The sequence below is a fragment of the Kitasatospora sp. NPDC097691 genome (assembly GCF_040302665.1).
Taxonomy (GTDB): Bacteria; Actinomycetota; Actinomycetes; order Streptomycetales; family Streptomycetaceae; genus Kitasatospora.
The window spans coordinates 50,082-69,917 of the sequence record NZ_JBEORY010000019.1 but is presented as its reverse complement, the minus strand read 5'-3'; the positions used below and the strand labels follow the sequence as shown (position 1 = coordinate 69,917).

Genomic DNA, 19,836 nt, shown 5'->3' with positions numbered 1-19,836 from the left:
GCCCGAGGAGACCAGAGCCCGGGCAGACCGGGGAGGCCCGGCGGCGGTCCGTTCCACACGGGGGTGGGGACGGGCCGCCGCCGGCCGGACGTCTTCCCGGGCGGTCCGGCGTGGCCGAACCGCCCGTCCCCGGTTCAGCGTTCGCCCGCACCCCAGCCGTCGTCCGGCAGCGTGCGGTCCGGCTCGGGGCAGTCGACGTGTTCGTAGCCCCACAGCAGCGCCTTGTGCAGCACGAACTCCTCCAGCGGCGGCTCGTCGTAGGCCTCCCGGTTGGTCAGGACCAGCTCGACCCGGACCTCCTCGGCCAGGGAGAACATCAGGTTCCGCTGGTCCGGGAGGTTCTCGTACGTCACCGTCTGCCAGGTGCACCCGGCGGCGGTCAGCGCGGCCGTCAGGTCGGTCTCGGTGACGCGGGTGTCGAGCGTCACCGACTCGCCGCCCGGTCGCGGGATTTCCAGCTCGCCGTGCCAGACCGGAAGGGACAGCGATTGGAGCTGCCGGCAGCGGCAGAACACCGTCACTACGTCGCCCCAGCCGAAGCCGTGCGGCCAGCGGTTGTCGCGGTGGAGTCGGCCGCCGTCCCAGGGATCGCCGTAGCGGGCGGCGAGTTCGGGCAGCGAGGCGCCGTAGTGCATGCCGCCGAGGTCGCCGGTGGCGACCAGGCCGGTGAGGAGGGTGAGGAAGTCCGTCATCCCAGGCATCCGCGCACCGCGTCGATCAGCCGGTTCGCCCGGGCGTCGCCGTGGCCGATCATCCGGTTGGTGACGTAGGCGAAGCCGATGCCGAACTCGTCGTCACCGAAGGCGAACTGGCCGCCGGCGCCGTCGTTGCCGAAGCTGCGCCCGCCGAGCAGCCGGCGGAAGGCGGGGGAGTCGAGCAGCACGCCGGAGCCCCAGCGGGCGCCCATGTCGAAGCCCAGGAAGCCCGCGCCGGAGGAGACTTCGCGCACCGCGTCGGTGACCGTGTCGGGGGAGAGCAGCCGCTCGCCGCCGTCCAGACCGGTGACCGCCGCCGCGTACAGGCCGGCCAGGCCGGTGGCGGAGGCGACGGCGCCCGCTCCGGGCAGCTCGATCGCGTGCAGGGCCGGGTCGTTCCAGCCGTGCGGCACGTCCAGGCCGGGGAAGACCAGTGCGCCGTTCATCGTCACGATCCGGGTGAGCAGGTGCTCCGGGCCGGGCATCGGGCGGCGGCCCTCGGCCTCCACCAGCCGGGCCAGGCGCGGGAGTTCGCTCTCCGGCAGGCCGATCCAGACCGGCAGGCCGAGCGGCTCGGCGAGCTCCTTGCGCAGGAACGCGCCGGGGGTCAGACCGGTGATCCGGCGGATCACCTCGCCGACCGCGAAGCCGAGCACGTGGCCGTGGTACTCGTAGGTCGTGCCCGGCTCCCAGAGCGGCTCCTGGGCCTCGATGGCCCGGATCACCGGCTCCCAGGCGGCGATCTCCTCGAAGGAGAGCACCGCGTCCAGCGCCGGGAGGCCGGCACGGTGGCCGAGGACCATCCGGGTGGTGACGGACTGCTTGCCGTGCCGCGCGAACTCGGGCCAGTAGCGGGCGATCGGCGCGTCCAGGTCGAGTCGGCCCTGCTGGGCGAGCAGGTGCGCACAGATGCTCACCGCGCCCTTGGCGCACGAGAAGACCGGCACCACGGTGTCCTGCGTCCAGGCGCGGCCGGTGCGCTCGTCGGCCGTGCCGCCCCACAGCTCGACCACCTTGCGGCCACCGGCGTACACCGTGACGGCGGCGCCCAGTTCGGGGAACTCCTCGAAGTTGGCGGCGAAGGCGTCCGCGACAGCGCCGTAGTGCTCGTCCGCCCACCCCTGGTACTGCTGCATGGTGCGTGTCTGCCCTTCCCTGGTCAAGATCACCGACCGGTCCACCGTACGGGGTCGGCGCGGTCGCGACGAGTGATTTGACCGGGCTGGGGGCGGGTGGGGCGAATGTGACGGCTCGACAGGTCCCTGCGCCCCCGGTGGCCCGGTGCTCCGGTGTTCCGGAGCCCCGGGTGTTCCGCCGCCCCCGGTGCTCCGGGCCCGCACTATGCTGTCCGGCGGTCTTCGGACCGAACGGCAGACATCGGGGGAGGACCATGAGCGACGACCGCGCCGGAACGGGCTTCGGTGCCCACCTGGAAAGGCCCGGGGACACGGGATCGCCGCAGCAGCACCGGGGGGTGTGACGGTGCCCGACCACGATGGGCACCCGCTCGGGGAGAAGCCGGGCAGTCAGCGGCAGCAGGTGGAGCGGCTGAAGAAGACGATCGACGAGTCCCACGGCATGTGGGGCGCCGGCGACCTGAAGTACGCCGTCCACGACGCCCTGCAGCTCGCGGCCCCCAAGGGGGACTCCGGCAAGCTCGGCGAACTCGCCGCCGCCTACACCACGGCGGTCGGGCAGATCGACCGGATCCAGATGACGGTGGGACGCGTCGGCTCCCAGCACCTGCCGGACGCCTGGACCGGGCAGGTCGGCGAGAAGGCCGCCGAGGTGGTCAAGGCCTCCGCCGACGACCTGACGCGCTGCCGGGACGCACTGGACAAGGGCCGACTGCACCTCACGACGCTGGCCACCGCCCTGAGCGAGGCGCAGGCCCTGCACGGGCAGGGCGCCGCGCCGTTGAGCGAGGCGCTGAGCCTGCTGCACGAGATCACCGTCGCCGGTGCGCCCGACCTGGTCCACTGGGACGACGACACCATGCACACCGCGCACGCGAAGGCGAAGGACGGCATCAAGTCGATCTTCGACGCGGCGGTGAAGGCCGAGAACGCCGGCCGCGCGGCCGCCCGCGAGCTGAACGCGCTGGCGGGCAAGGCGCTGGCGGGCACGTTCAAGAACAAGGGCCTGGGCGCGGCCGACAAGCTGGTGCTCGTCGACGCCGCCGTGGACGGCAGACAGGAGTACGGCGGCATCCTGACCGAGGCGAACGTCGCCCGGGCCGCCCAGATCATGGACGGGATGAGCGACGCCGACCGGGCCCGCTTCGACCGGCTGCTGGCCGGCAGCAAGTCCCCCGAGGAGCGCGCCTACCTGATGAAGGCGCTGGCCGCCGGGCACGGCTACGACGAGATCAAGGCCTTCGGCGACCTGATCCACGAACACGGCGACGACCCCGCCTGGCTGGCCGAGCGGATCTCCCCGGTGCAACTCGACGCGGCCTCCCCCGATCTGGCGCCGACGGGCTACCAGGGCGTCAGGTGGGACCAGGGCAACCGCGGGACCTGCGTGCCCGCCTCGACGGTGACCGCCCGGGCGATCGTCGACCCGCTGTTCGCCTTCCAGCTCACCACCGGCGGCCACCCCGGCGACCCGGCGTACGACAACGGCAAGGCCGCGTACGACCGTTGGCTGTCGGAGACGGACCGCGTCCACGACAAGCGCGGTTGGTGGCACAAGTGGACGGACGGCATGCTGGACTACGAGTCCAAGGACGTCGCCGACGACGAGATCGGCACGCACACCGGCGCCGGCTACAAGAACGTCGACCTCGACAGCCGGGACCAGCGCCAGAACGTGCTGGCCCAGATCGAGCAGAAGGTCGACGAGGGCAAGCCCGTGCCGATCTCCGTGGACAGCGGCCACTGGTACCAGACCGGCAGCCACCAGATGGTGATCATCGCGCACCGCGGTGACCTGCTGGAGCTCTACAATCCGTGGGGCGCCACGGTCTGGGTCAGCGAGAGCGACTTCGTCGACAACCACATGCAGGGCGCGTCCGACGACCGGTTCCCGGCCGTGTCAAGCGTCCGAATGCCCAAGTGAGGCCAGAATTGACCACCCCACAGCTCCTGAGTGGCGGCCGCTCGGCCGAGTCCGACGCCCGGACCGCCGGCGAGACCGTACCGGGCCTCGGCGCCCGGCGGGGAGCGACCGCGTGACGCGCCGCCGGATCCTCCTGACACTGGCCGCGGTGCTGGCCGTCGCGATCGCCGTGGGCGCCGTGGTCGTCCACCGGATGACCACCGGCAAGCTCGACCACGGCACGGTGTTCGCCGCGACCTCGGACGAGCTCACCGTCAAGCCCGGCGAGCTCTTCTCCATCGAGGTGTTCGGGTACCAGGGGGCGCGCGACGCCTGGGCCGTGGCCGACCCGGGCCCCGACCCGGCGGTCGTGCGGGCGTCCGGGGACGAGTACGTCGACAACGTCGGCATCGACGACCTGGCCGCCCACGTCTTCGTCGGATCCCTCGGCTCGGGCGGGCACTACTACTTCACGTTCCGCGCCCAGAGCCCGGGCCGGACCACCATCACGCTGCACGACGGGGTCCCCAGCCACGGCGGCGGGAAGTTCGCCAACCCGTCCGCCCGGACCGAGCGACAGGTCACCGTCGACGTCCGCTGAGCCGGCCCGGGCACGGGAGGTGGCTGCTTCGCTCGGGCGGGGGAGGGGCGCGTCGGGACGGCTGGCGGAGCGCGGGTGTGGGCAGGCTCGGTCGGAAGGTCCGCACACGCCGTACCGGACGGCACGAACCGCACCGACGGCACACGCCGCACCGGACGGCACACGCCGCACCGGACGGCACGAGCCGAACCGGATGAAGGAGCCCAGGATGACCGCAGTGCACGAATCCGTCCTCGACGCGATCGGCGGGACGCCGCTGTTCCGGCTCGCCCGGCTCGGTGCCGACCTCGCCGCGCCGGTCTACGCCAAGGCCGAGTTCCTCAACATCGGCGGCAGCGTCAAGGACCGCGCCGCCCTGTCCATGATCCTGGCCGCCGAGCGGGACGGCCTGCTGAAGCCCGGCGGGACGGTCGTCGAGGCGACCTCCGGCAACACCGGCATCGGCCTGGCCATCGTCGGTCGGCAGCGCGGGTACCGGGTGATCGCCGGGGTGTCGGACAGGTCGGCGTCCGAGAAGTCGGACATCCTGCGGGCGTACGGCGCGGAGGTGGTGATCGCCCCGACCGCCCTGCCGCGGGAGGATCCGGGGCACCTGTTCAACGTGGTGCAGCGGCTCGCCGAGGAGATCCCCGGTGCCTGGCTCGCCAACCAGTACGACAACCAGGCCAATCCCGATGCCCATGTCCGGACGACCGGTCCCGAGATCTGGGAGCAGACCGGCGGCCGGGTGACCCACTTCGTGGCGGGCGTCGGCACCGGCGGCACCGTCACCGGCACCGGCGGGTACCTGAAGCAGGTGTCCGGCGGCACGGTGACCGTCGTCGGCGCGGACCCGGAGTCCTCCTCGTACGGGGGCGGGGACGGCAGCCCCTGGTTCGTCGAGAGCATCGGGCACTTCCTGCACCCCGGGACGGTCGAGGACCGCCGGCCGCAGGCCTACCGCGCGGAGGTGGTCGACTCCTTCGAGCGGATCCCGGACCGCGAGTCGCTGCTGACGGCGCGCCGGCTCGCCCGGGAGGAGGGCATCCTGGCCGGGCCGTCCTCCGGCGCTGCGGTGGCGGCGGCGCTGCGGGTCGCGCGGCGGCTGGGCCCGGACGACCTGGTGGTCGTGCTGCTCCCGGACTCGGGCCGCTCGTACCTGTCCAAGGTGCACAGCGACGCGTGGATGCGGGAGTGGGGCTTCCTGGAAGAGCCGGGGGAGACGGCGCTGCGGGAGGCGCTGGCGGCGGCGGGCCCGCTGGTGGCGGTTCCGGCCGACGCGACGGTCGGCGGGGCGGTGGAGGCGCTGCGGGACGTGCCGGGCGGCGTGGCCCCGGCGGTGCTGGCCCGGGCGGCGCGTCCGTTCGGGGTGAGCGCGACGGAGGTGGTGGGCTCGGTGTCGCGGGAGGTGTTGGCGGCGGCGCTCGCGGACGGCGGTGCCGAGCCGGGCGATCCGCTGGGCGCGCTGCTCGGGCCGGCCCTGCCGACGGTGGGCGTCGGGCAGTCGGTGGCCGAGGCGCGGTCGGCGTTGGCGGGCGGGCACCCGGCCGTCCTGGTGCTGGTGGACGGGCGGGTGGCCGGGCTGCTCCCGCGGGAGGCCGTCTCGAGCTGACGAGCCGTCAGTCGTCCGTCGCGGGCGTCAGGATGGCTGAGATCACCCGGTCGAGCGTGCGGTCGAAGGCCTTGTCCGGATCGGCCGGCGGGCCTGCGGTGGCGAACGCCTGTGCCAGGTGCGGGAATTCGCCGCTCGCTGCCGCCTGGCCGAGGTAACCGACCAGCTCCGCCTGCCACTTGGCGCCCGCGGCCGCCGTCTGCTCGAACTGGGCGAACTGGGTGATGAACCCGTTGAACAGCGCCATCGCCTCCATCCGGGCCCCGCCGCCCAGGCCGGTGGGGGCGGTGACGGCCAGGAAGTGGTCGGTGTAGCGCAGGGCGTTGGGGCCGAGGCTGGGGCGGGCCAGCAGCAGTGCGGGCAGCCAGGGGTGGCGGCGGGAGATGCCGAGCTGCTGGTGGGCGAGGTCGGCGAGGTCGGCCCGGACGTCGCCGCTCGGCGCGGGCGGCAGCCGGTACTCGCCGGTGACCGCGTCGAGCATCAGGTCGAGCAGGTGCTCCTTCTTCGGTACGTAGTTGTAGAGCGACATGGTGCCGGCGCCGAGCGCCGCCGCGACCCGGCGCATGGAGACCGCATCCAGGCCCTCGGCGTCGGCGATCCCGATGGCCGCGGTGGCGATCGAGTCGCGGCTGTGCGCCGGGCGCGGGCCGCGACCGGTGCGCTCGGGGCGCAGCCAGATCAGCTCGGGCGCCTCGGGGGGCGTGGGCTTGCCCGGCGGTGGCGGAGCGTCGGTGGGCGTGGGCTTGCCCGGCTGCTGTGGAGCATCGGTGGGCGTGGGCTTGCCCGGCTGCTGCGGAGCATCGGGGCTCTTGCGGCTCTCGGAGCCGGTGGGGGGCTTGCTGGACGGCACTGGAAGATCACCTCGCGCTCCCATCTTAGATACGTACACCGTACGTAGTACGATGGCGTCCGCACGCGCTTCTACGTACGCTGTACCTAGAGAAGGGGCAGAGCCATGTCCGACACCACCCGGCCCGCCATCGAGATGGCGGGCGTGGAGAAACGCTTCGGTGCCACCCGGGCCCTGCGCGGCCTCGACCTCGCCGTCCCGGCCGGCACGGTGTGCGGCCTCCTCGGCCCCAACGGCGCCGGCAAGACCACCGCCGTCCGCGTCCTCGCCACCCTGGTCGCCCCCGACCGCGGCACCGCCCGCGTCGCCGGACACGACGTCGTCCGCGCCGCCGAGGACGTCCGGCGCTCCATCGGCCTCGCCGGGCAGCACGCCGCCGTCGACGAGGGCATCACCGGCCGCGACAACCTCCACCTGCTCGGCCGGCTGCACCGCCTCGGCGCCCGCCGGGCCCGGGCGCGCGCCGACGAACTGCTCACCCGCTACGGCCTCGACGAGGCCGCGGACCGGCTGGTGCGCACCTACTCCGGCGGCATGCGGCGGCGCCTCGACCTCATCGCCAGTCTCGTCACCAGTCCGCCCGTGCTCTTCCTGGACGAGCCGACCACCGGGCTCGACCCGCGCAGCCGCCAGGAGATCTGGGACACCGTCAAGGAGTTGGCCGACGGAGGCACCACGGTGCTGCTCACCACGCAGTACCTGGAGGAGGCCGACCGGCTCGCCGACGACATCGTGGTCGTCGACCACGGCGCCGCGATCGCCACCGGACCGCCGGACCGGCTCAAGGCCGCGATCGGCAGCCAGGTCTCCGTCACCCTGGCCGATCCCCTCCAACTCGCCCATACCGCGGTGGTGTTGTCCGCCCTGACCGGGGGCGACGCGCAGGTGGACGTGGCCGAGCGGACCGTCACGGTGCTGACGGCCCCGGGTGCCTCCGTCCTGCTGCCCCTGCTGGTGCGGGAGTTGGACGGGGCGGGGGTCGTCGCGAAGGACGTCGCGGTGCGGGCCCCGTCGCTGGACGACGTCTTCCTGGCGCTGACGAACGGGTCGGACGGGCAGCCTGCCGCGACCGGGAAGTCTGCCGGAACCGGGAAGTCCGCCGGGACCGGGCAGCACGTCGGGGCCGGGCAGCCCGTCGGGGCCGAGGCCGCCTCGGCCGGGCGATCCGCCGAGACCGGGAGGGCTGCCTGATGGCCACTGTCGCGTACCCCGCTCCGCGCCCGTCCACCGCCGGCCGGCTGGTCTCCGACACCTGGACGTCGATGCTGCGCATCCTGCTCAACTACCGTCACTCGCCGGGCCTGTTGGCCGCCTCGCTGGGCGTCCCGGTGATCATGGTGGTGGTCTTCGGATACGTCTTCGGCAGCGCCATGCAGGTGCCGGGCGGCGGTGACTACCGGGAGTTCCTGATGCCCGGACTGTTCGCCATGGTCGCCACCAACGGCATCATGCCCACCATGGTCGGCGCCGCCCGCGACGTCGGTCGCGGGGTCACCGACCGGCTGCGCTCCATGCCCGTCTCGCGCACCGGCCTGCTGCTCGGACAGACCCTCGCCGACCTGCTGGTCAGCATGGTCGTGCTGGCGCTCATGGCGTTGGTCGGGCTCGCCGCCGGCTGGCGCGCCCGGCACGGACTCGCCGACGCCGCAGGGGCGTTCGCGCTGCTGCTGCTCTTCCGGTTCGTGATGACGTGGGTCGGCACGCTGCTCGGCCTCACCGTCGGCAAGGAGGAGGCCGCCGGTCAACTCTCGGTCGTGGTCTTCCCGGTGGCGATGGTCACCAACGCCTACGTGCCGACCCTCGGCATGCCCGGCTGGCTGCGTGCCGTTGCCGACTGGAACCCGATCAGCTCCGTCGTACAGGCCTGTCGGGAGCTCTTCGGCAACCCCTCCGCACCCGGAACCGCCTGGCCGATGCAGCACGCCACGCTCGCCACGCTGCTCTGGAGCGCCGTGCTGCTCGCGCTCTGCATGCCGCTCGCCGTAAGGAAGTTCGCCACCCACGGGCGGTGACCGGGGACTTCGGCACGCCCGGCAGATGTGCTGGACAGCGGGGCCGGTGTGGTCTTGGGTGGGGCGCCATGGAGTACACCCACCTCGGCCGCACCGGCCTGACCGTCTCCCGCCTCTGCCTCGGCACCATGAACTTCGGCCCGCACACCGAAGAGGCCGACGCCCACCTCCTCATGGACACCGCCCACGACCGCGGCATCAACTTCTTCGACACCGCCAACGCCTACGGCCGCGACAGCGAGGGCAACCTCAAGGGCCGCACCGAGGAGATCATCGGCCGCTGGTTCGCCCAGGGCGGCGGCCGCCGCGAGCGCACCGTCCTCGCCACCAAGGCCTACGCCGACATGAGCGACTGGCCCAACGAGGGCAAGCTCTCCGCGCTCGCCATCCGCAAGGCCGTCGAGGCCAGCCTTCGTCGGCTGCAGACCGATCACATCGACCTCTACCAGATGCACCACATCGACCGGGCCACGCCCTGGGAGGAGATCTGGCAGGCGATGGAGGTCCTGGTCGCCCAGGGCAAGATCATCTACGTGGGCTCCAGCAACTTCGCCGGCTGGCACATCGCCCAGGCCCAGGAGGCCGCCCGCTCCCGCCACTTCCTCGGCCTGGTCAGCGAGCAGTCCCTCTACAACCTGCTCGACCGCACGATCGAGCTGGAGGTCATCCCCGCCCTCCGGCACTACGGCCTCGGCCTCATCCCGTGGTCCCCGCTGCGCAGCGGCCTGCTCGGCGGCGTCCTGCGCAAGGAGCGCGAGGGCACCCGCGGCCGCAGCGCCATGGGCTACGCGAGCGAACTCCTCACCAAGCACCGCGACCGCATCCAGGCCTACGAGGACTTCGCCGACGAACTCGGCGCCGACCCCGCCGACCTCGCCCTCGCCTGGCTCCTCTCCCGCCCCGCCGTCACCGCCCCCATCATCGGCCCCCGCACCCCGGCCCACCTCGACGGCGCCCTGGCCGCACTCGACCTCGAGCTCGACCGGAAGACCCTCGACCGCCTCGACGAACTCTTCCCCGGCCACCAGCCCGCCCCGGAGGACTACGCCTGGTAACCCGCGCCCCCACCCCGGCCCGGCCGGTGCCGCCCGGCCGGGCCGGGCCGGGCCGGGGTGTCGAGTGGCTGTGGTAGCAAGGCAGGCATGAGGGAGATGCGGGAGCGGGGGGCGTACCACCACGGGGCGTTGCCGGAGGCGTTGGTGGCGGCGGCGTTCGAGGTGTTGGACGAGCAGGGGCAGGAGAAGGTGAGTGTGCGGGAGGTGGCGCGGCGGGCGGGGGTGTCGGCGGGCGCGCCGTTCCGGCACTTCGCCGACCGGCAGGCGTTGTTGACCGCTTTGGCGGACCGGGTGCTGGCGGACTTCGTGCGCTGGCAGGTGGCGCAGGTGGCGGCTGCGGGGCCGGACGGGCGGTCGGTGATGCGGGCGACCGGGTTGGGGTTCGTCCGGTACGCGGTGCGGCATCCGCGGCGGTTCGAACTGGTCCGCTCGCGGGTGTTCACGGCCTCGCGGGAGCCGGAGCTTCGGGAGCAACTGGACGGGATCGACCGGGCGTTGACGGATGCGATCGTCGCGGACCAGGAAGCCGGCCGGTTGCGCCCCGGGGATCCGGCGCTGGTCGGGCTGGCCGGGCAGGCGCTGGTGTACGGGCTGGCGCAGATGATCGTGGACGGCTACCTGCCGGCGGAGAAGGCGGAGGAGCTGGCCGCGCAGGTGCTCGACACCTTCGGCCAGGGGATCGCCAACCAGACTGCGCAGTAGTCGAATTGTGGCTGTGACGAGCCTTGACCGGGTCATCGCGCGCTGATGTAATCACTGCTTACATGCGGGTCGGGTCCGGCGCGGGGAGGCCAGGATGTCCACGGGGTCGACAGGGCAGACAGAGCAGGCGGGGCCGGCGCGGAAGGCCGGGAAGACGGGGAGGACCGGGTCGGCAGGAGCGGCCGGTTCGATGTTCGCCAAGCCGCTGCGGGGCTACACCACGGCCGGCGCCACCGGCGACACCGTGGTGCTGCTCATCGGGATGCGGATCAACCGGTTCTGGGCCGTGCACCACTGGGGACCGGTGATGTTCGCGATGTTCCGGATGCTGTACGAGCTGCGCCGCGGTTCCGAGCGCGGCGCCGAGCGCGGGCTCCTCGGCCGCATCCTGCTCACCGCCTCGCCGCGCACCTACTACGTCGTCCAGTACTGGGAGTCGAAGGAGAAGCTGTACGGCTACGCGAGCGCGCCTGACGGCTTCCACCACACCGTGTGGGGCATCGCCAACCGCAAGCTGCGCGAGGGCAAGGCGCGCGGGCACGTCGGGCTCTGGCACGAGACGTACATCGTGCCGGAGGGCGGGTACGAGTCGATCTACTTCGACATGCCGCCGTTCGGCCTGGCCGGCGCCACCGGTGCGCTTCCGGTGGAGCAGCGCGGACGGCACGCGGCGCAGCGGTTGGCCTACCGGTCGAGCGAGACCGGCGGGGCGGGGGACTCCGCCGGGGCCGGGAAGCGGCTCGGGGACGCGGCGGTCGGGGACGCGGCGGTCGGGGACGGTGCGACGGGCGCGTAGGTGGCGGTGGCGGTGGCGGGCGAGTCGGGTGAGTCGGGCGAGTCGGGCCCCATGGTGGCCGCCAGATAGACCCACGGCGCGATGAAGATCAGCGCGCCCGCCGCCAGTACGGCCAGTACTCCCAGAGCGACCTTCATCGCCGTTGCCTCCCACGTCCTCGGCTGTCCTCGTCCACGGTTGTCCTCGTCGACGGCTGTTCCCGGCCGCGGCTGTCCTCGTCCACGGTTGTTCCCGGCCGCGGCTGTCCTCGTCGACGGCTGTCCTCGTCCGCGGCGTGCTCGCGCCGTGGTCACGTTAGGGAAAGTCGCAGGTCGGCCGCCTGAGTACGGGTACTCAGGGAGTGTCGTGAGTTGTCCGGCCGCCCGGCGTGAGAGCGTCGGGGAATGGTGGATCAGGGCAGCACCGCGCGGTCGGTGCGGGTGGTGCACGAGGTGCCGTACCGGGCGCAGTGGGAGTCGCCCGAGCTCGTGCGGGAGATCGTCGACGGGCGGCTGAACGCGGCCGCGGACCCGCGCTGGGGACAGTCCGGGGCGGCCGGCCCGGAGGAGTACGCGTGGTGGTCGTGGCGGCTGTGCGGGGTGGCCTGCCTGCGGATGGCGCTGGAGCACTGGTGGGGCGTGACGCCGACGGCGATGGCGCTGGCCGGCGAGTGCGTGGCGGCCGGGGCGTACGTGCGGGACGGCGACAGCCTGCACGGCCTGGTCCACGCGCCGTTCGCCGACTACGTCCGGCGGCGGTGGGGACTGGCCGCGCAGCCAAGGGAGTTGACGCCCGAGGAGGTGTCGGCCGAGGTGGTCGGCGGACGGCTGGTGATGGTGTCGGTGCACCCGTCGATCCGGGAGCCGGGCGGGCCGGAGCCGGTGCGGCGCGGCGGGCACCTGGTGTTGGCGGTGGGCGCCACGGACACGGCGCTGCTGATCCACAACCCGTCCGGTTTCCCGGGGGAGTCGCAGGCCTTCGCGCGCGTGCCGTGGCGGTCGTTCGGGGCGTTCTACGCCGGGCGGGGGATCGTGCTGGGGGCGCCCGAGGTCCGCAGGCCGTAGCGGCGCCGGCCGCTCAGGGCTGTCGGGCGGTCGGGCGGTCGGGCTGCCGGGTGGCCTACGGGTTGTCGGGCAGCCCCGCCGGGTTGACCGGCAACTGGCTGCGACACAGCGCCGATATCGGCTTCAACGCCGCTGCCAGCCGGTCGAGTTCGGCGCGCGGGTAGCCGTCCCACACCCGGGTGGCGGCCAGGTCGGTGGCCGCCTCCAGGGCCTGGTGGCGGATCCGGCCGAGCTCGGTCACCGAGCCCTCCGCCGTCAGCCAGCCGCGCTCGACCAGGCGCCCGGCGGCGGCCTCCCACTCGGCGTCCGTCCACCCGCGCAGCGGCTGCAGCATCTCGCGCCGCATGTCCATCGCGCAGCGGACCACCACCGCCTCGCAGCCGTCCAGTCCGGCCGCCACCAGCGCGGCCACGTGGCCGTCCCCGCGGTGCTCGCGCATCACGGTGGCGGCCTGCCAGAGCCGCTCGTACAGACCGGTCGGCCGGGGGAGCGCGGCGTTGGCGGCGGCCAGCACCCGGCCCGCGCAGTCCAGCCGGGACGCGGCCTGCTCCAGGGTCTCGGCGACCAGCTCGACCTGCTTCGGGTCCACGTGCTCCAGCAGCCGGGCCAGTGTCGCCGCCGAACCCTTCAGGCGGGCCGCCAGCGCCTCCTCCGGGCTCGCGTGCGTCCACACCTCCGGCAGCGCGCGCTCGACCGCCGCCGGGGAGAAGTTGAAGAACGCGGCGATCACCGGCGCCGCGTCCACCGCGCCGAGCGGGGCCGAGCGGCTCGCGAAGTAGCTGTGCAGGCGGTCTTGCAGCCCGGCCTCCTCGAAGGCGGCGCGCCCTTCGGGCGTGAAGTAGGTGACGGCGTGCACCGGCTCGAAGAGCCACCACAGCGAGCGGGCGGGGTGGACGAGATCGGTCATCGGGAGACCTTCCTCGGACGGAGCTCCGGGCGGGAGCGGGAGCTCGACTGGTCGGGACGGCCCGGCGGGTGCCGCGACGGCCGCTGGCTCGGACCGTTCGGGCGGGCGCGCGGACCGCTCCAGGGCTGATGACCACGGCGACGGCTCCGGTAACCCCGGGCGGGGTGTGATGACGGTCACGCGTGGGACCGGGTGTGCGGTCGGCGGCGGCGCGGCGCGAGATGATGGGGCGAGGTGCCCGTTCCCGGGGTGCCCCAGCCCTCATGTGAAGGTAGTCGGTCATGGCCCAGATCAACCCCAGCATCCTGTCCGCGGACTTCGCCCGGCTCGCCGACGAGGCCGAGGCCGTCCGGGGTTCCGACTGGCTGCACGTGGACGTCATGGACAACCACTTCGTGCCCAACCTGACCCTGGGCGTCCCGGTGGTCGAGTCGCTCGCCCGCGCCACCGACACCCCGCTGGACTGCCACCTGATGATCGAGGACCCGGACCGCTGGGCCCCCCAGTACGTCGAGGCCGGCGCCGGTTCCGTCACCTTCCACGTCGAGGCCGCCGCCGCGCCCGTCCGGCTCGCCCGGGAGATCCGCGCCAAGGGCGCCCGCGCGTCGATGGCGCTCAAGCCCGGCACGCCGATCGAGCCGTACGAGGACCTGCTGCCCGAGCTCGACATGCTGCTGATCATGACCGTCGAGCCCGGCTTCGGCGGCCAGGCGTTCCTGGACATCATGCTGCCGAAGATCCGCCGCACCCGGGAGCTGATCGCCAAGCACGACCTGGAGCTGTGGCTGCAGGTGGACGGCGGGGTCTCCGCCGGCACCATCGAGCGCTGCGCCGAGGCCGGCGCGGACGTGTTCGTGGCCGGTTCGGCGGTCTACGGGGCGGAGGACCCGGCGGAGGCGGTCCGCAAGCTGCGGGGGCTCGCCGACAAGGCCTCGGCGGACGCCTGGTGGGCCTGCGCGCACTGAGGCACGCGACACACCGAGGGCCCCTGATCGGGCCTGCGCGAACAGTGGCCCCCTGATCCGCCGAGGCCCGTGATCCGCCGAGGCCGATCGTCGCACCGCCGGATGGCCGGGCGCGGGTGGAGGAACGTCGGACCGTGATGGATGATCGGTGACGACGAACCCCTCTCCGCCCGGCCTCCCTCGTACGGTGGTGGAATCGCGATGAGCAACCTCGACCTCAAGCCCACCCCGACCGCCTGCGGCCGCGAGGCCAGCGCCGGGCCGGTGAAGGACCTGCTGACGGCGCGTCAAGTCCGGCTCGGCGGAAGCACGGTGGTGCGCCGCCTGCTCCCCAACCTCGGCCGCCGGATGGTCGGCGCCTGGTGCTTCGTCGACCACTACGGCCCCGACGACATCGCCGACGAGCCCGGCATGCAGGTCCCGCCGCACCCGCACATGGGCCTGCAGACGGTCAGCTGGCTCCACCAGGGCGAAGTGCTGCACCGCGACAGCCTCGGCAGCCTGCAGACCGTCCGCCCGTACGAACTGGGCCTGATGACCTCCGGGCGGGCGATCTCCCACTCCGAGGAGTCCCCGCGCCCGCACGCCCGCCACCTGCACGGCGCCCAGCTCTGGGTCGCACTCCCGGAGGCCCACCGGCACGCCGCCCCGGCCTTCGAGCACCACCCCGAACTGCCCGCCGTCACCGCCCCGGGCCTGCGCGCCACCGTCATCCTCGGCGCCCTCGACACCGCCACCTCGCCCGGCACCACCCACACCCCCCTCGTCGGCGCCGACCTCGCCCTCGCCGAGGGTGCGGACCTCCGCCTCCCCCTCGTGCCCGACTTCGAGTACGCCGTCCTCGCCATGTCCGGCCGCGTCGACGTCGACGGCGTCCCCGTCGAACCCGGCTCCATGCTCTACCTCGGCTGCGGCCGCCCCCACCTTCCCCTCCACGCCCACACCGACGCCGCCGTCCTCCTCCTCGGCGGGGAACCCTTCGACGAGAAGATCGTCATGTGGTGGAACTTCATCGGCCGCTCGACGGAGGACATCGCCCAGGCGCGTACGGACTGGATGACGGGCACCCGCTTCGGCGACGTCCACGGCTACGCCGGCGACCGGCTGCCCGCCCCGGAGCTGCCGGCGATGCCGCTGAAGCCGCGGGGGCGCGAGCGCTGACCAGCGGAAACGTTCGGCTGGGCGGGCGGCTTTCCTGCTGGCGGCCGCTGGGCCGGGACAGCCGATCCGTTTCCTGTCCGGTGTCCGTGACCCGGGGGGCTTGTCGCGCTCGGGGAGGGTCCGCCGAGTCTCACGTTCGGGCGTGTGTGACAGGGCTCAATCGGATCGATGCTGACTTCATGCTGACCATTCTGACGATGCGTTAGGCGGCTCTGGCTACTTCTGTCGCTGTAGGTAGGTGTGGATCGCCTCGACCAGGGCGGGCGCTTGCTCGTAGGCGAGCGGCGCGAGTTCGGGCGGGAGGACGAAGCCGTCGGCCGGCCGTAGGCGTCGGTCAGCTGCCGGTGGTAGGCGGCGGCGAGGGTGTTCGGCCAGGCTCCGGCTCAGGGGCGGGCGCATGCGGGCCTCGGCGGCCAGGGCCTGGTGGTGGGCGGGAGCGTCGGCGATCGCTTCCTGGGCGGTCCAATCGCGGATCGGCGCCCGGTCGGGTCGCCACGGTGCGCGCCATGGGCTCGATGTGCCGTCGATGATCTCCCGGGCGACTTCCTGGGCGCTCAGGGGCGAGACGTGCGGGCCGTCCCGGTGGGTGCCGGTCGCCACCCAGCGACCGGCGCGGACGAACGCCGTGAACGGCCGTTCGTCCATCGGTGAACTGACCGCGTTCAGCAGCACGAAAGTGCCGGCCGCATAACCGTCACCATCCAGCCGGGCTCGGGCGGTGCCGCTCTCCTGTACGGTGCTGCGCCACCGGGGCCACCGCCCGCGGCCTCCAGGGCCATCTCGACCCGCAGACGCCCGCGTCTGCGGCTCAGTGAGGCCTCGGTCACCTCCCCCAGCGCCCCGAGCATGGCGCCGGCCGCTTCCGAGGCTCCTGGCCGCTGGCGGCGGGACAGCACGAACCCGGAGACCCGGCCGACCGGAAGCCAGAGCGAGGGCGACCGACCGGCCCACCACGCCCGCCCCCACCACGATCACGTCCACCACACGACGTGCCACCGAAGACTCCCCGCTCGACGATCAGCACCAGCCCCCAGGACTACCCGCGGTGTCACCTGATATCCCGACCCGCGGGGATCCCCGCCCCATCAGGGGCGGGGCGTGCGGGCGGTCAGGATCTATCAGGTGGGCCTTCAGCTGGATGGTGGTCCTCCGGACTGGCGAACTTCGGAGGGTGTTCGTTGGAGACCGGAGTGTGCCCTTCCCTGGTAGTGCCCGGGCCCCGGCTGCCGACCGAGGCCGGTGAGAGGGTGTGGCGGCCGTGCTGCCAGGCTTACTAGGGTCTACCCCGTTGGTATCGAGGACTTCCACTCCCGTACGTCCCGGGCACCCGACCGGGGACTCCGGCAACTCCGAGGAGCGCACCACCGCATGGCGCCGGCCAGAGACGAAGAGGACACTCGTAAGGTCCAAACCGCCGTTCTGGGCGGCCCGGACGGACACGACCCCGTCTTCCTCCCCTTCGAAAAGAAACCCGCCGCAAAGCTCCGTGATGCCCACGGTGCCAACGCGTTCACCTGCGGAGCCCTGCTCGGTGGCTGCGGGAAGCTGCTGACTCTGCGGGCATGTGACGACAAGAAGTCCCACTTCGCCCACCGCCCGCCGGTACGGTGCAGCCGCACCGCCCTCGGTGAGAACAGCGCCGACCACCTTTACATCGGCAAGGCCCTCGGGACATGGCTCCGCCGCCAGGGTCAGACCGGTGTCACGGTGCACTACGCCAAACAGCGGCACGCCCGCAGTGACACCATCGAGATCACCTTCGGCCCACGTGGCCGGCGCCGCCTCCTGCACGTCCAGATGATCCGCCGATCGTTCGCTGACTGGCAGGCTGATGGCCGAAGCCTCGCGACACGCCATCGCGGTTCACCGCTCGTCCGCATGTACGGCCCGGACAGCCAACTCGCAGCGTACGAGGTTGACGCCAGCGGGTACGCCCTGCGCTTTCGCTGCGAGACCGAGAACGGCACCCGCGTGGTGTTCGTCGGAACCCAACTGCCGGACCACACCGTCGAATGGACCAGCCTCGACCAGTGCAGGCTGCTGCAGCAGGGCATCCTCACCCCATGGCTCGAGCAGGGGCCCGGAGGGATTCGCCCCCGCAGCGCGGCCCGACTCGGGAAGACCGCTGAACAACCGGCGAAGAGCCCCGCTGCGCTGCCTGCCAGGTCATTCGCAGCCGTCGCAGGACCCGCGACCGCCCGAGCCGTCACTGCCGCGCCTCCGGTCTTCCCGCTGGCGCCCGGATCGGTCGCCTTCACCGGCGCCAGTCCCTCGCTCGTCGCGACTTCCGGCCCGCGTCGAACCTATGACGCCGAGGCGCAACCCCGCGGCTCCACGACCGTTCGGGCCCGGATATCCCTGCCCGACTCGCAGCCCCTCCTCGATCCGCACGCCGTCTATGTGCTCACTGAGGGCGCAGCCCTGGTCGCCGGACCGCGTTCCACCGACGTCTCCGAACCCTGGCACCTGAGGGCCGAGCGCATCCGCCGCCTCAGCGACGGGGCCGCAACCGCCTGGACACGGCTCACGCCCCCGCCGCGGCCCGTTCGGGTCGAGGTCGCCCCCCGTGTCGAACTGGCTCCGCCGTTGGCACCCCCTGTGGTTGCCGCGCCGGCCCGACCCGCGAACCAGTCCGCCGAGCCCCGCCCGGCGGCTCCGGAACCGGTCCCCACCCGGGAGCAGTCCCTGGCGTTGGCGATGACCCGCACACTCGTCGATACCGCCCGAGCCGGCACGACCGTCACCTGGTACGAGCTGCTCCGGGCGAACAACATCCAGCCGAAGGACGTCAGTTCCACTCGTCGCCTCGCCCTGCTGATGCTGGTGGACACCAAGCGCGCGGAGGATGGGCAGCCGCTGCTGTCCGCCTTGATCACACTCCCCGCCAACGCCGCGTCCACCGATGAGCCCCCGTCCTTCTTCCGCCACGTCCTGCAAGGCTGCGGCCTGGTTCGGGCCTCAGATACCGACACGGTCGCCAGGATCCGCACGGAACACCAGCATCTCCTGCACCGCGCCCACCGTCAGGCGGAACCTGCGGCCGAAGTCGCGCCAGCTGCGGCGATGGAAAAGGAGCTCGCGCGCCTTGAGGCGGTGCTCGACATCCTCGACGGGCAGGAGGCGACACCGACCTTCCGGGAGCTCTACCACGCACTCGAGGAGGCTGACCGGCTGGAGCACCGGATCGGACGAGCGGGTCTCATTGAGGAAGTGCGGAAGCGGCTGAACCACTGGCGGACGGTGTTCCTGAACACCCAGCCCCCGGCGCCTCCCCCACCACCGACTGCACCGGAGCAGGCCGTTCCGCAGGAGCGCAACCAACAGACACAGGGTCTGCTGGGGTTCTCCGACGATCCGAACGCGGCGTTCTCTCGTGAGCCGCTGCTGATGCTTGGTGTGGTCCGCCAATCCGCCGAACACGGTCAAGTCGTGCCAGCGAAGTTGCTGTCCGCCATGGCGAGGAACGCGCGTCGCATCTCGGAACTTCCCGTTGCGGCGGTGCGTGACGAACTGAGCAAGCTGTTGACGGTTCACCACCCCTCCCAAGGGCTGCGCGCATTGGTTGACGGCGGCCTCGCGGCACACCTGCTGCCTGAGCTGCCAGCCCTGCGCTCGGAATCGGCCCAGCACCACCGTCATCCCAACATCTATGAGCACACGCTGGCCGTGCTGGAGCAGGTGGTCGCTCTCGAGATGGACGGCCCGGACCTGGTGCTGCGGCTGGCGGCCCTGCTCCACGACATGGGTACTCCGCGCACCCGGCGTACTGGGCAGGAGGGCCACTCCACCTTCCTCCACCATGAAGTCGTGGGAGCGAAGATGGCCCGCCAGCGCCTGCGTGCGCTCGACTATCCTGCCGAGGTCGTGGCAGACGTCGCTCGCTTGGTCGAGCTGCACGGCCGCTTCAACGGCTACGACTCGCAGCAGTGGACCAACCCTGCAGTGCGCCGCTATGCCCGTGCCGCCGGGCCGCTGGCCGACCGTCTGCACCGGCTGGTCCGCGCGGACTGCAGCACGCGCGACGCTCGATCGGCCGAGCGCTGGGCGCGTGCGTACGAAGAACTCGAGGGCCGCATCGCGCGAACCCGCGCCGCCGACGAGAAACATGCCCTCCGCCCGGACCTCGATGGCCACCGCATCATGGAGATCCTTGGTCTCCGATCGGGCACGGCCGACGTCAGCCGGGCTTACCAGTTCATGTGCGGACTCCGCGAAGAACATGGCCCTATGAGCGCCGAGGACGCCGAGACGCACCTGAGGGCTTGGTGGGCGGTCCACCGTACACGGTCCCGCTGACCGGCCACCCATCGCCCGCCCGACCGGCCCTGGCTTCGGATCGGGCGGGCTACGGGTGGGAGGTGGTTCTCAGGGCCAAATGGTGGCCTGGGCGGTGAGGCGGTCGAGGGCGGTGCGCACCGA

The 19,836-nt window shown here is 72.8% G+C and carries 17 protein-coding genes; 12 read left to right on the top strand and 5 right to left on the bottom strand.

Features of this window, described 5'->3' with window-relative positions:
• Window positions 1–134: 134 nt before the first annotated feature.
• The gene (locus ABTY56_RS16140; RefSeq protein WP_350629402.1) at window positions 135–701 is read right to left on the bottom strand and encodes a hypothetical protein; all 567 of its coding nucleotides are present in this window, start codon (window positions 699–701) and stop codon (window positions 135–137) included.
• On the bottom strand, window positions 689–1,831 hold the full coding sequence (locus ABTY56_RS16135) for a serine hydrolase domain-containing protein (protein ID WP_350629401.1): 1,143 nt from the start codon (window positions 1,829–1,831) through the stop codon (window positions 689–691). The genes ABTY56_RS16140 and ABTY56_RS16135 overlap by 13 nt, the downstream gene beginning before the upstream one ends.
• Window positions 1,832–2,177: 346 nt before the next feature.
• Between ABTY56_RS16135 and ABTY56_RS16130 the strand changes: the two genes are divergently transcribed.
• The 3 genes from ABTY56_RS16130 to ABTY56_RS16120 all read left to right on the top strand — a co-directional run bounded on the left by ABTY56_RS16130 (window position 2,178) and on the right by ABTY56_RS16120 (window position 5,926).
• Window positions 2,178–3,755, top strand: coding sequence for a C39 family peptidase (locus tag ABTY56_RS16130; RefSeq protein ID WP_350629400.1), 1,578 nt, complete (start codon window positions 2,178–2,180; stop codon window positions 3,753–3,755).
• A 112-nt stretch (window positions 3,756–3,867) separates the two neighbouring features.
• Window positions 3,868–4,335 carry a protease inhibitor I42 family protein gene (locus tag ABTY56_RS16125; protein WP_350629399.1) on the top strand — a complete coding sequence of 156 codons (468 nt, stop codon included), beginning with the start codon at window positions 3,868–3,870 and terminating at the stop codon, window positions 4,333–4,335.
• 208 nt (window positions 4,336–4,543) lie between these two features.
• Window positions 4,544–5,926 carry a pyridoxal-phosphate dependent enzyme gene (locus ABTY56_RS16120; RefSeq protein WP_350629398.1) on the top strand — a complete coding sequence of 461 codons (1,383 nt, stop codon included), beginning with the start codon at window positions 4,544–4,546 and terminating at the stop codon, window positions 5,924–5,926.
• A 7-nt stretch (window positions 5,927–5,933) separates the two neighbouring features.
• Here ABTY56_RS16120 and ABTY56_RS16115 read toward each other — a convergent pair whose 3' ends face one another.
• Window positions 5,934–6,776, bottom strand: coding sequence for a TetR/AcrR family transcriptional regulator (locus ABTY56_RS16115; protein WP_350629397.1), 843 nt, complete (start codon window positions 6,774–6,776; stop codon window positions 5,934–5,936).
• A gap of 105 nt (window positions 6,777–6,881) precedes the next feature.
• Between ABTY56_RS16115 and ABTY56_RS16110 the strand changes: the two genes are divergently transcribed.
• The 6 genes from ABTY56_RS16110 (at window position 6,882) to ABTY56_RS16085 (ending at window position 12,384) form a co-directional block, all read left to right on the top strand.
• Window positions 6,882–7,967, top strand: coding sequence for an ATP-binding cassette domain-containing protein (locus tag ABTY56_RS16110; protein WP_350629396.1), 1,086 nt, complete (start codon window positions 6,882–6,884; stop codon window positions 7,965–7,967).
• Complete coding sequence (locus ABTY56_RS16105; protein WP_350629395.1) at window positions 7,967–8,788, top strand: ABC transporter permease; 822 nt, start codon at window positions 7,967–7,969, stop codon at window positions 8,786–8,788. The genes ABTY56_RS16110 and ABTY56_RS16105 overlap by 1 nt, the downstream gene beginning before the upstream one ends.
• Before the next feature lie 68 nt (window positions 8,789–8,856).
• Entirely contained in the window at window positions 8,857–9,843 is a 987-nt protein-coding gene (locus ABTY56_RS16100) for an aldo/keto reductase (protein ID WP_350629394.1), read from the top strand.
• An 87-nt stretch (window positions 9,844–9,930) separates the two neighbouring features.
• Window positions 9,931–10,545, top strand: a complete 615-nt coding sequence (locus tag ABTY56_RS16095; RefSeq protein WP_350629393.1) for a TetR/AcrR family transcriptional regulator — start codon at window positions 9,931–9,933, stop codon at window positions 10,543–10,545.
• Between the two features lie 190 nt (window positions 10,546–10,735).
• Complete coding sequence (locus ABTY56_RS16090; RefSeq protein ID WP_350629392.1) at window positions 10,736–11,341, top strand: DUF4188 domain-containing protein; 606 nt, start codon at window positions 10,736–10,738, stop codon at window positions 11,339–11,341.
• Between the two features lie 383 nt (window positions 11,342–11,724).
• Complete coding sequence (locus ABTY56_RS16085; protein ID WP_350629391.1) at window positions 11,725–12,384, top strand: cysteine peptidase family C39 domain-containing protein; 660 nt, start codon at window positions 11,725–11,727, stop codon at window positions 12,382–12,384.
• A gap of 55 nt (window positions 12,385–12,439) precedes the next feature.
• On the opposite strand, the gene ABTY56_RS16080 is transcribed toward ABTY56_RS16085, so the two are convergent.
• Entirely contained in the window at window positions 12,440–13,291 is an 852-nt protein-coding gene (locus ABTY56_RS16080) for an SCO6745 family protein (protein ID WP_350629390.1), read from the bottom strand.
• A gap of 281 nt (window positions 13,292–13,572) precedes the next feature.
• Between ABTY56_RS16080 and rpe the strand changes: the two genes are divergently transcribed.
• Together rpe and ABTY56_RS16070 are read left to right on the top strand one after the other, a co-directional pair.
• Window positions 13,573–14,256, top strand: a complete 684-nt coding sequence (gene rpe / locus ABTY56_RS16075; protein WP_350629389.1) for a ribulose-phosphate 3-epimerase — start codon at window positions 13,573–13,575, stop codon at window positions 14,254–14,256.
• A gap of 201 nt (window positions 14,257–14,457) precedes the next feature.
• Window positions 14,458–15,417 carry a pirin family protein gene (locus tag ABTY56_RS16070; RefSeq protein WP_350629388.1) on the top strand — a complete coding sequence of 320 codons (960 nt, stop codon included), beginning with the start codon at window positions 14,458–14,460 and terminating at the stop codon, window positions 15,415–15,417.
• A 216-nt stretch (window positions 15,418–15,633) separates the two neighbouring features.
• On the opposite strand, the gene ABTY56_RS16065 is transcribed toward ABTY56_RS16070, so the two are convergent.
• Window positions 15,634–16,062, bottom strand: a complete 429-nt coding sequence (locus ABTY56_RS16065) for a hypothetical protein (protein ID WP_350629387.1) — start codon at window positions 16,060–16,062, stop codon at window positions 15,634–15,636.
• Between the two features lie 723 nt (window positions 16,063–16,785).
• Here ABTY56_RS16065 and ABTY56_RS16060 point away from each other — a divergent pair.
• A complete protein-coding gene (locus ABTY56_RS16060) occupies window positions 16,786–19,713 on the top strand; it encodes an HDIG domain-containing metalloprotein (protein WP_350629386.1) in 2,928 nt (975 codons plus the stop codon).
• Window positions 19,714–19,836 lie beyond the last annotated feature (123 nt).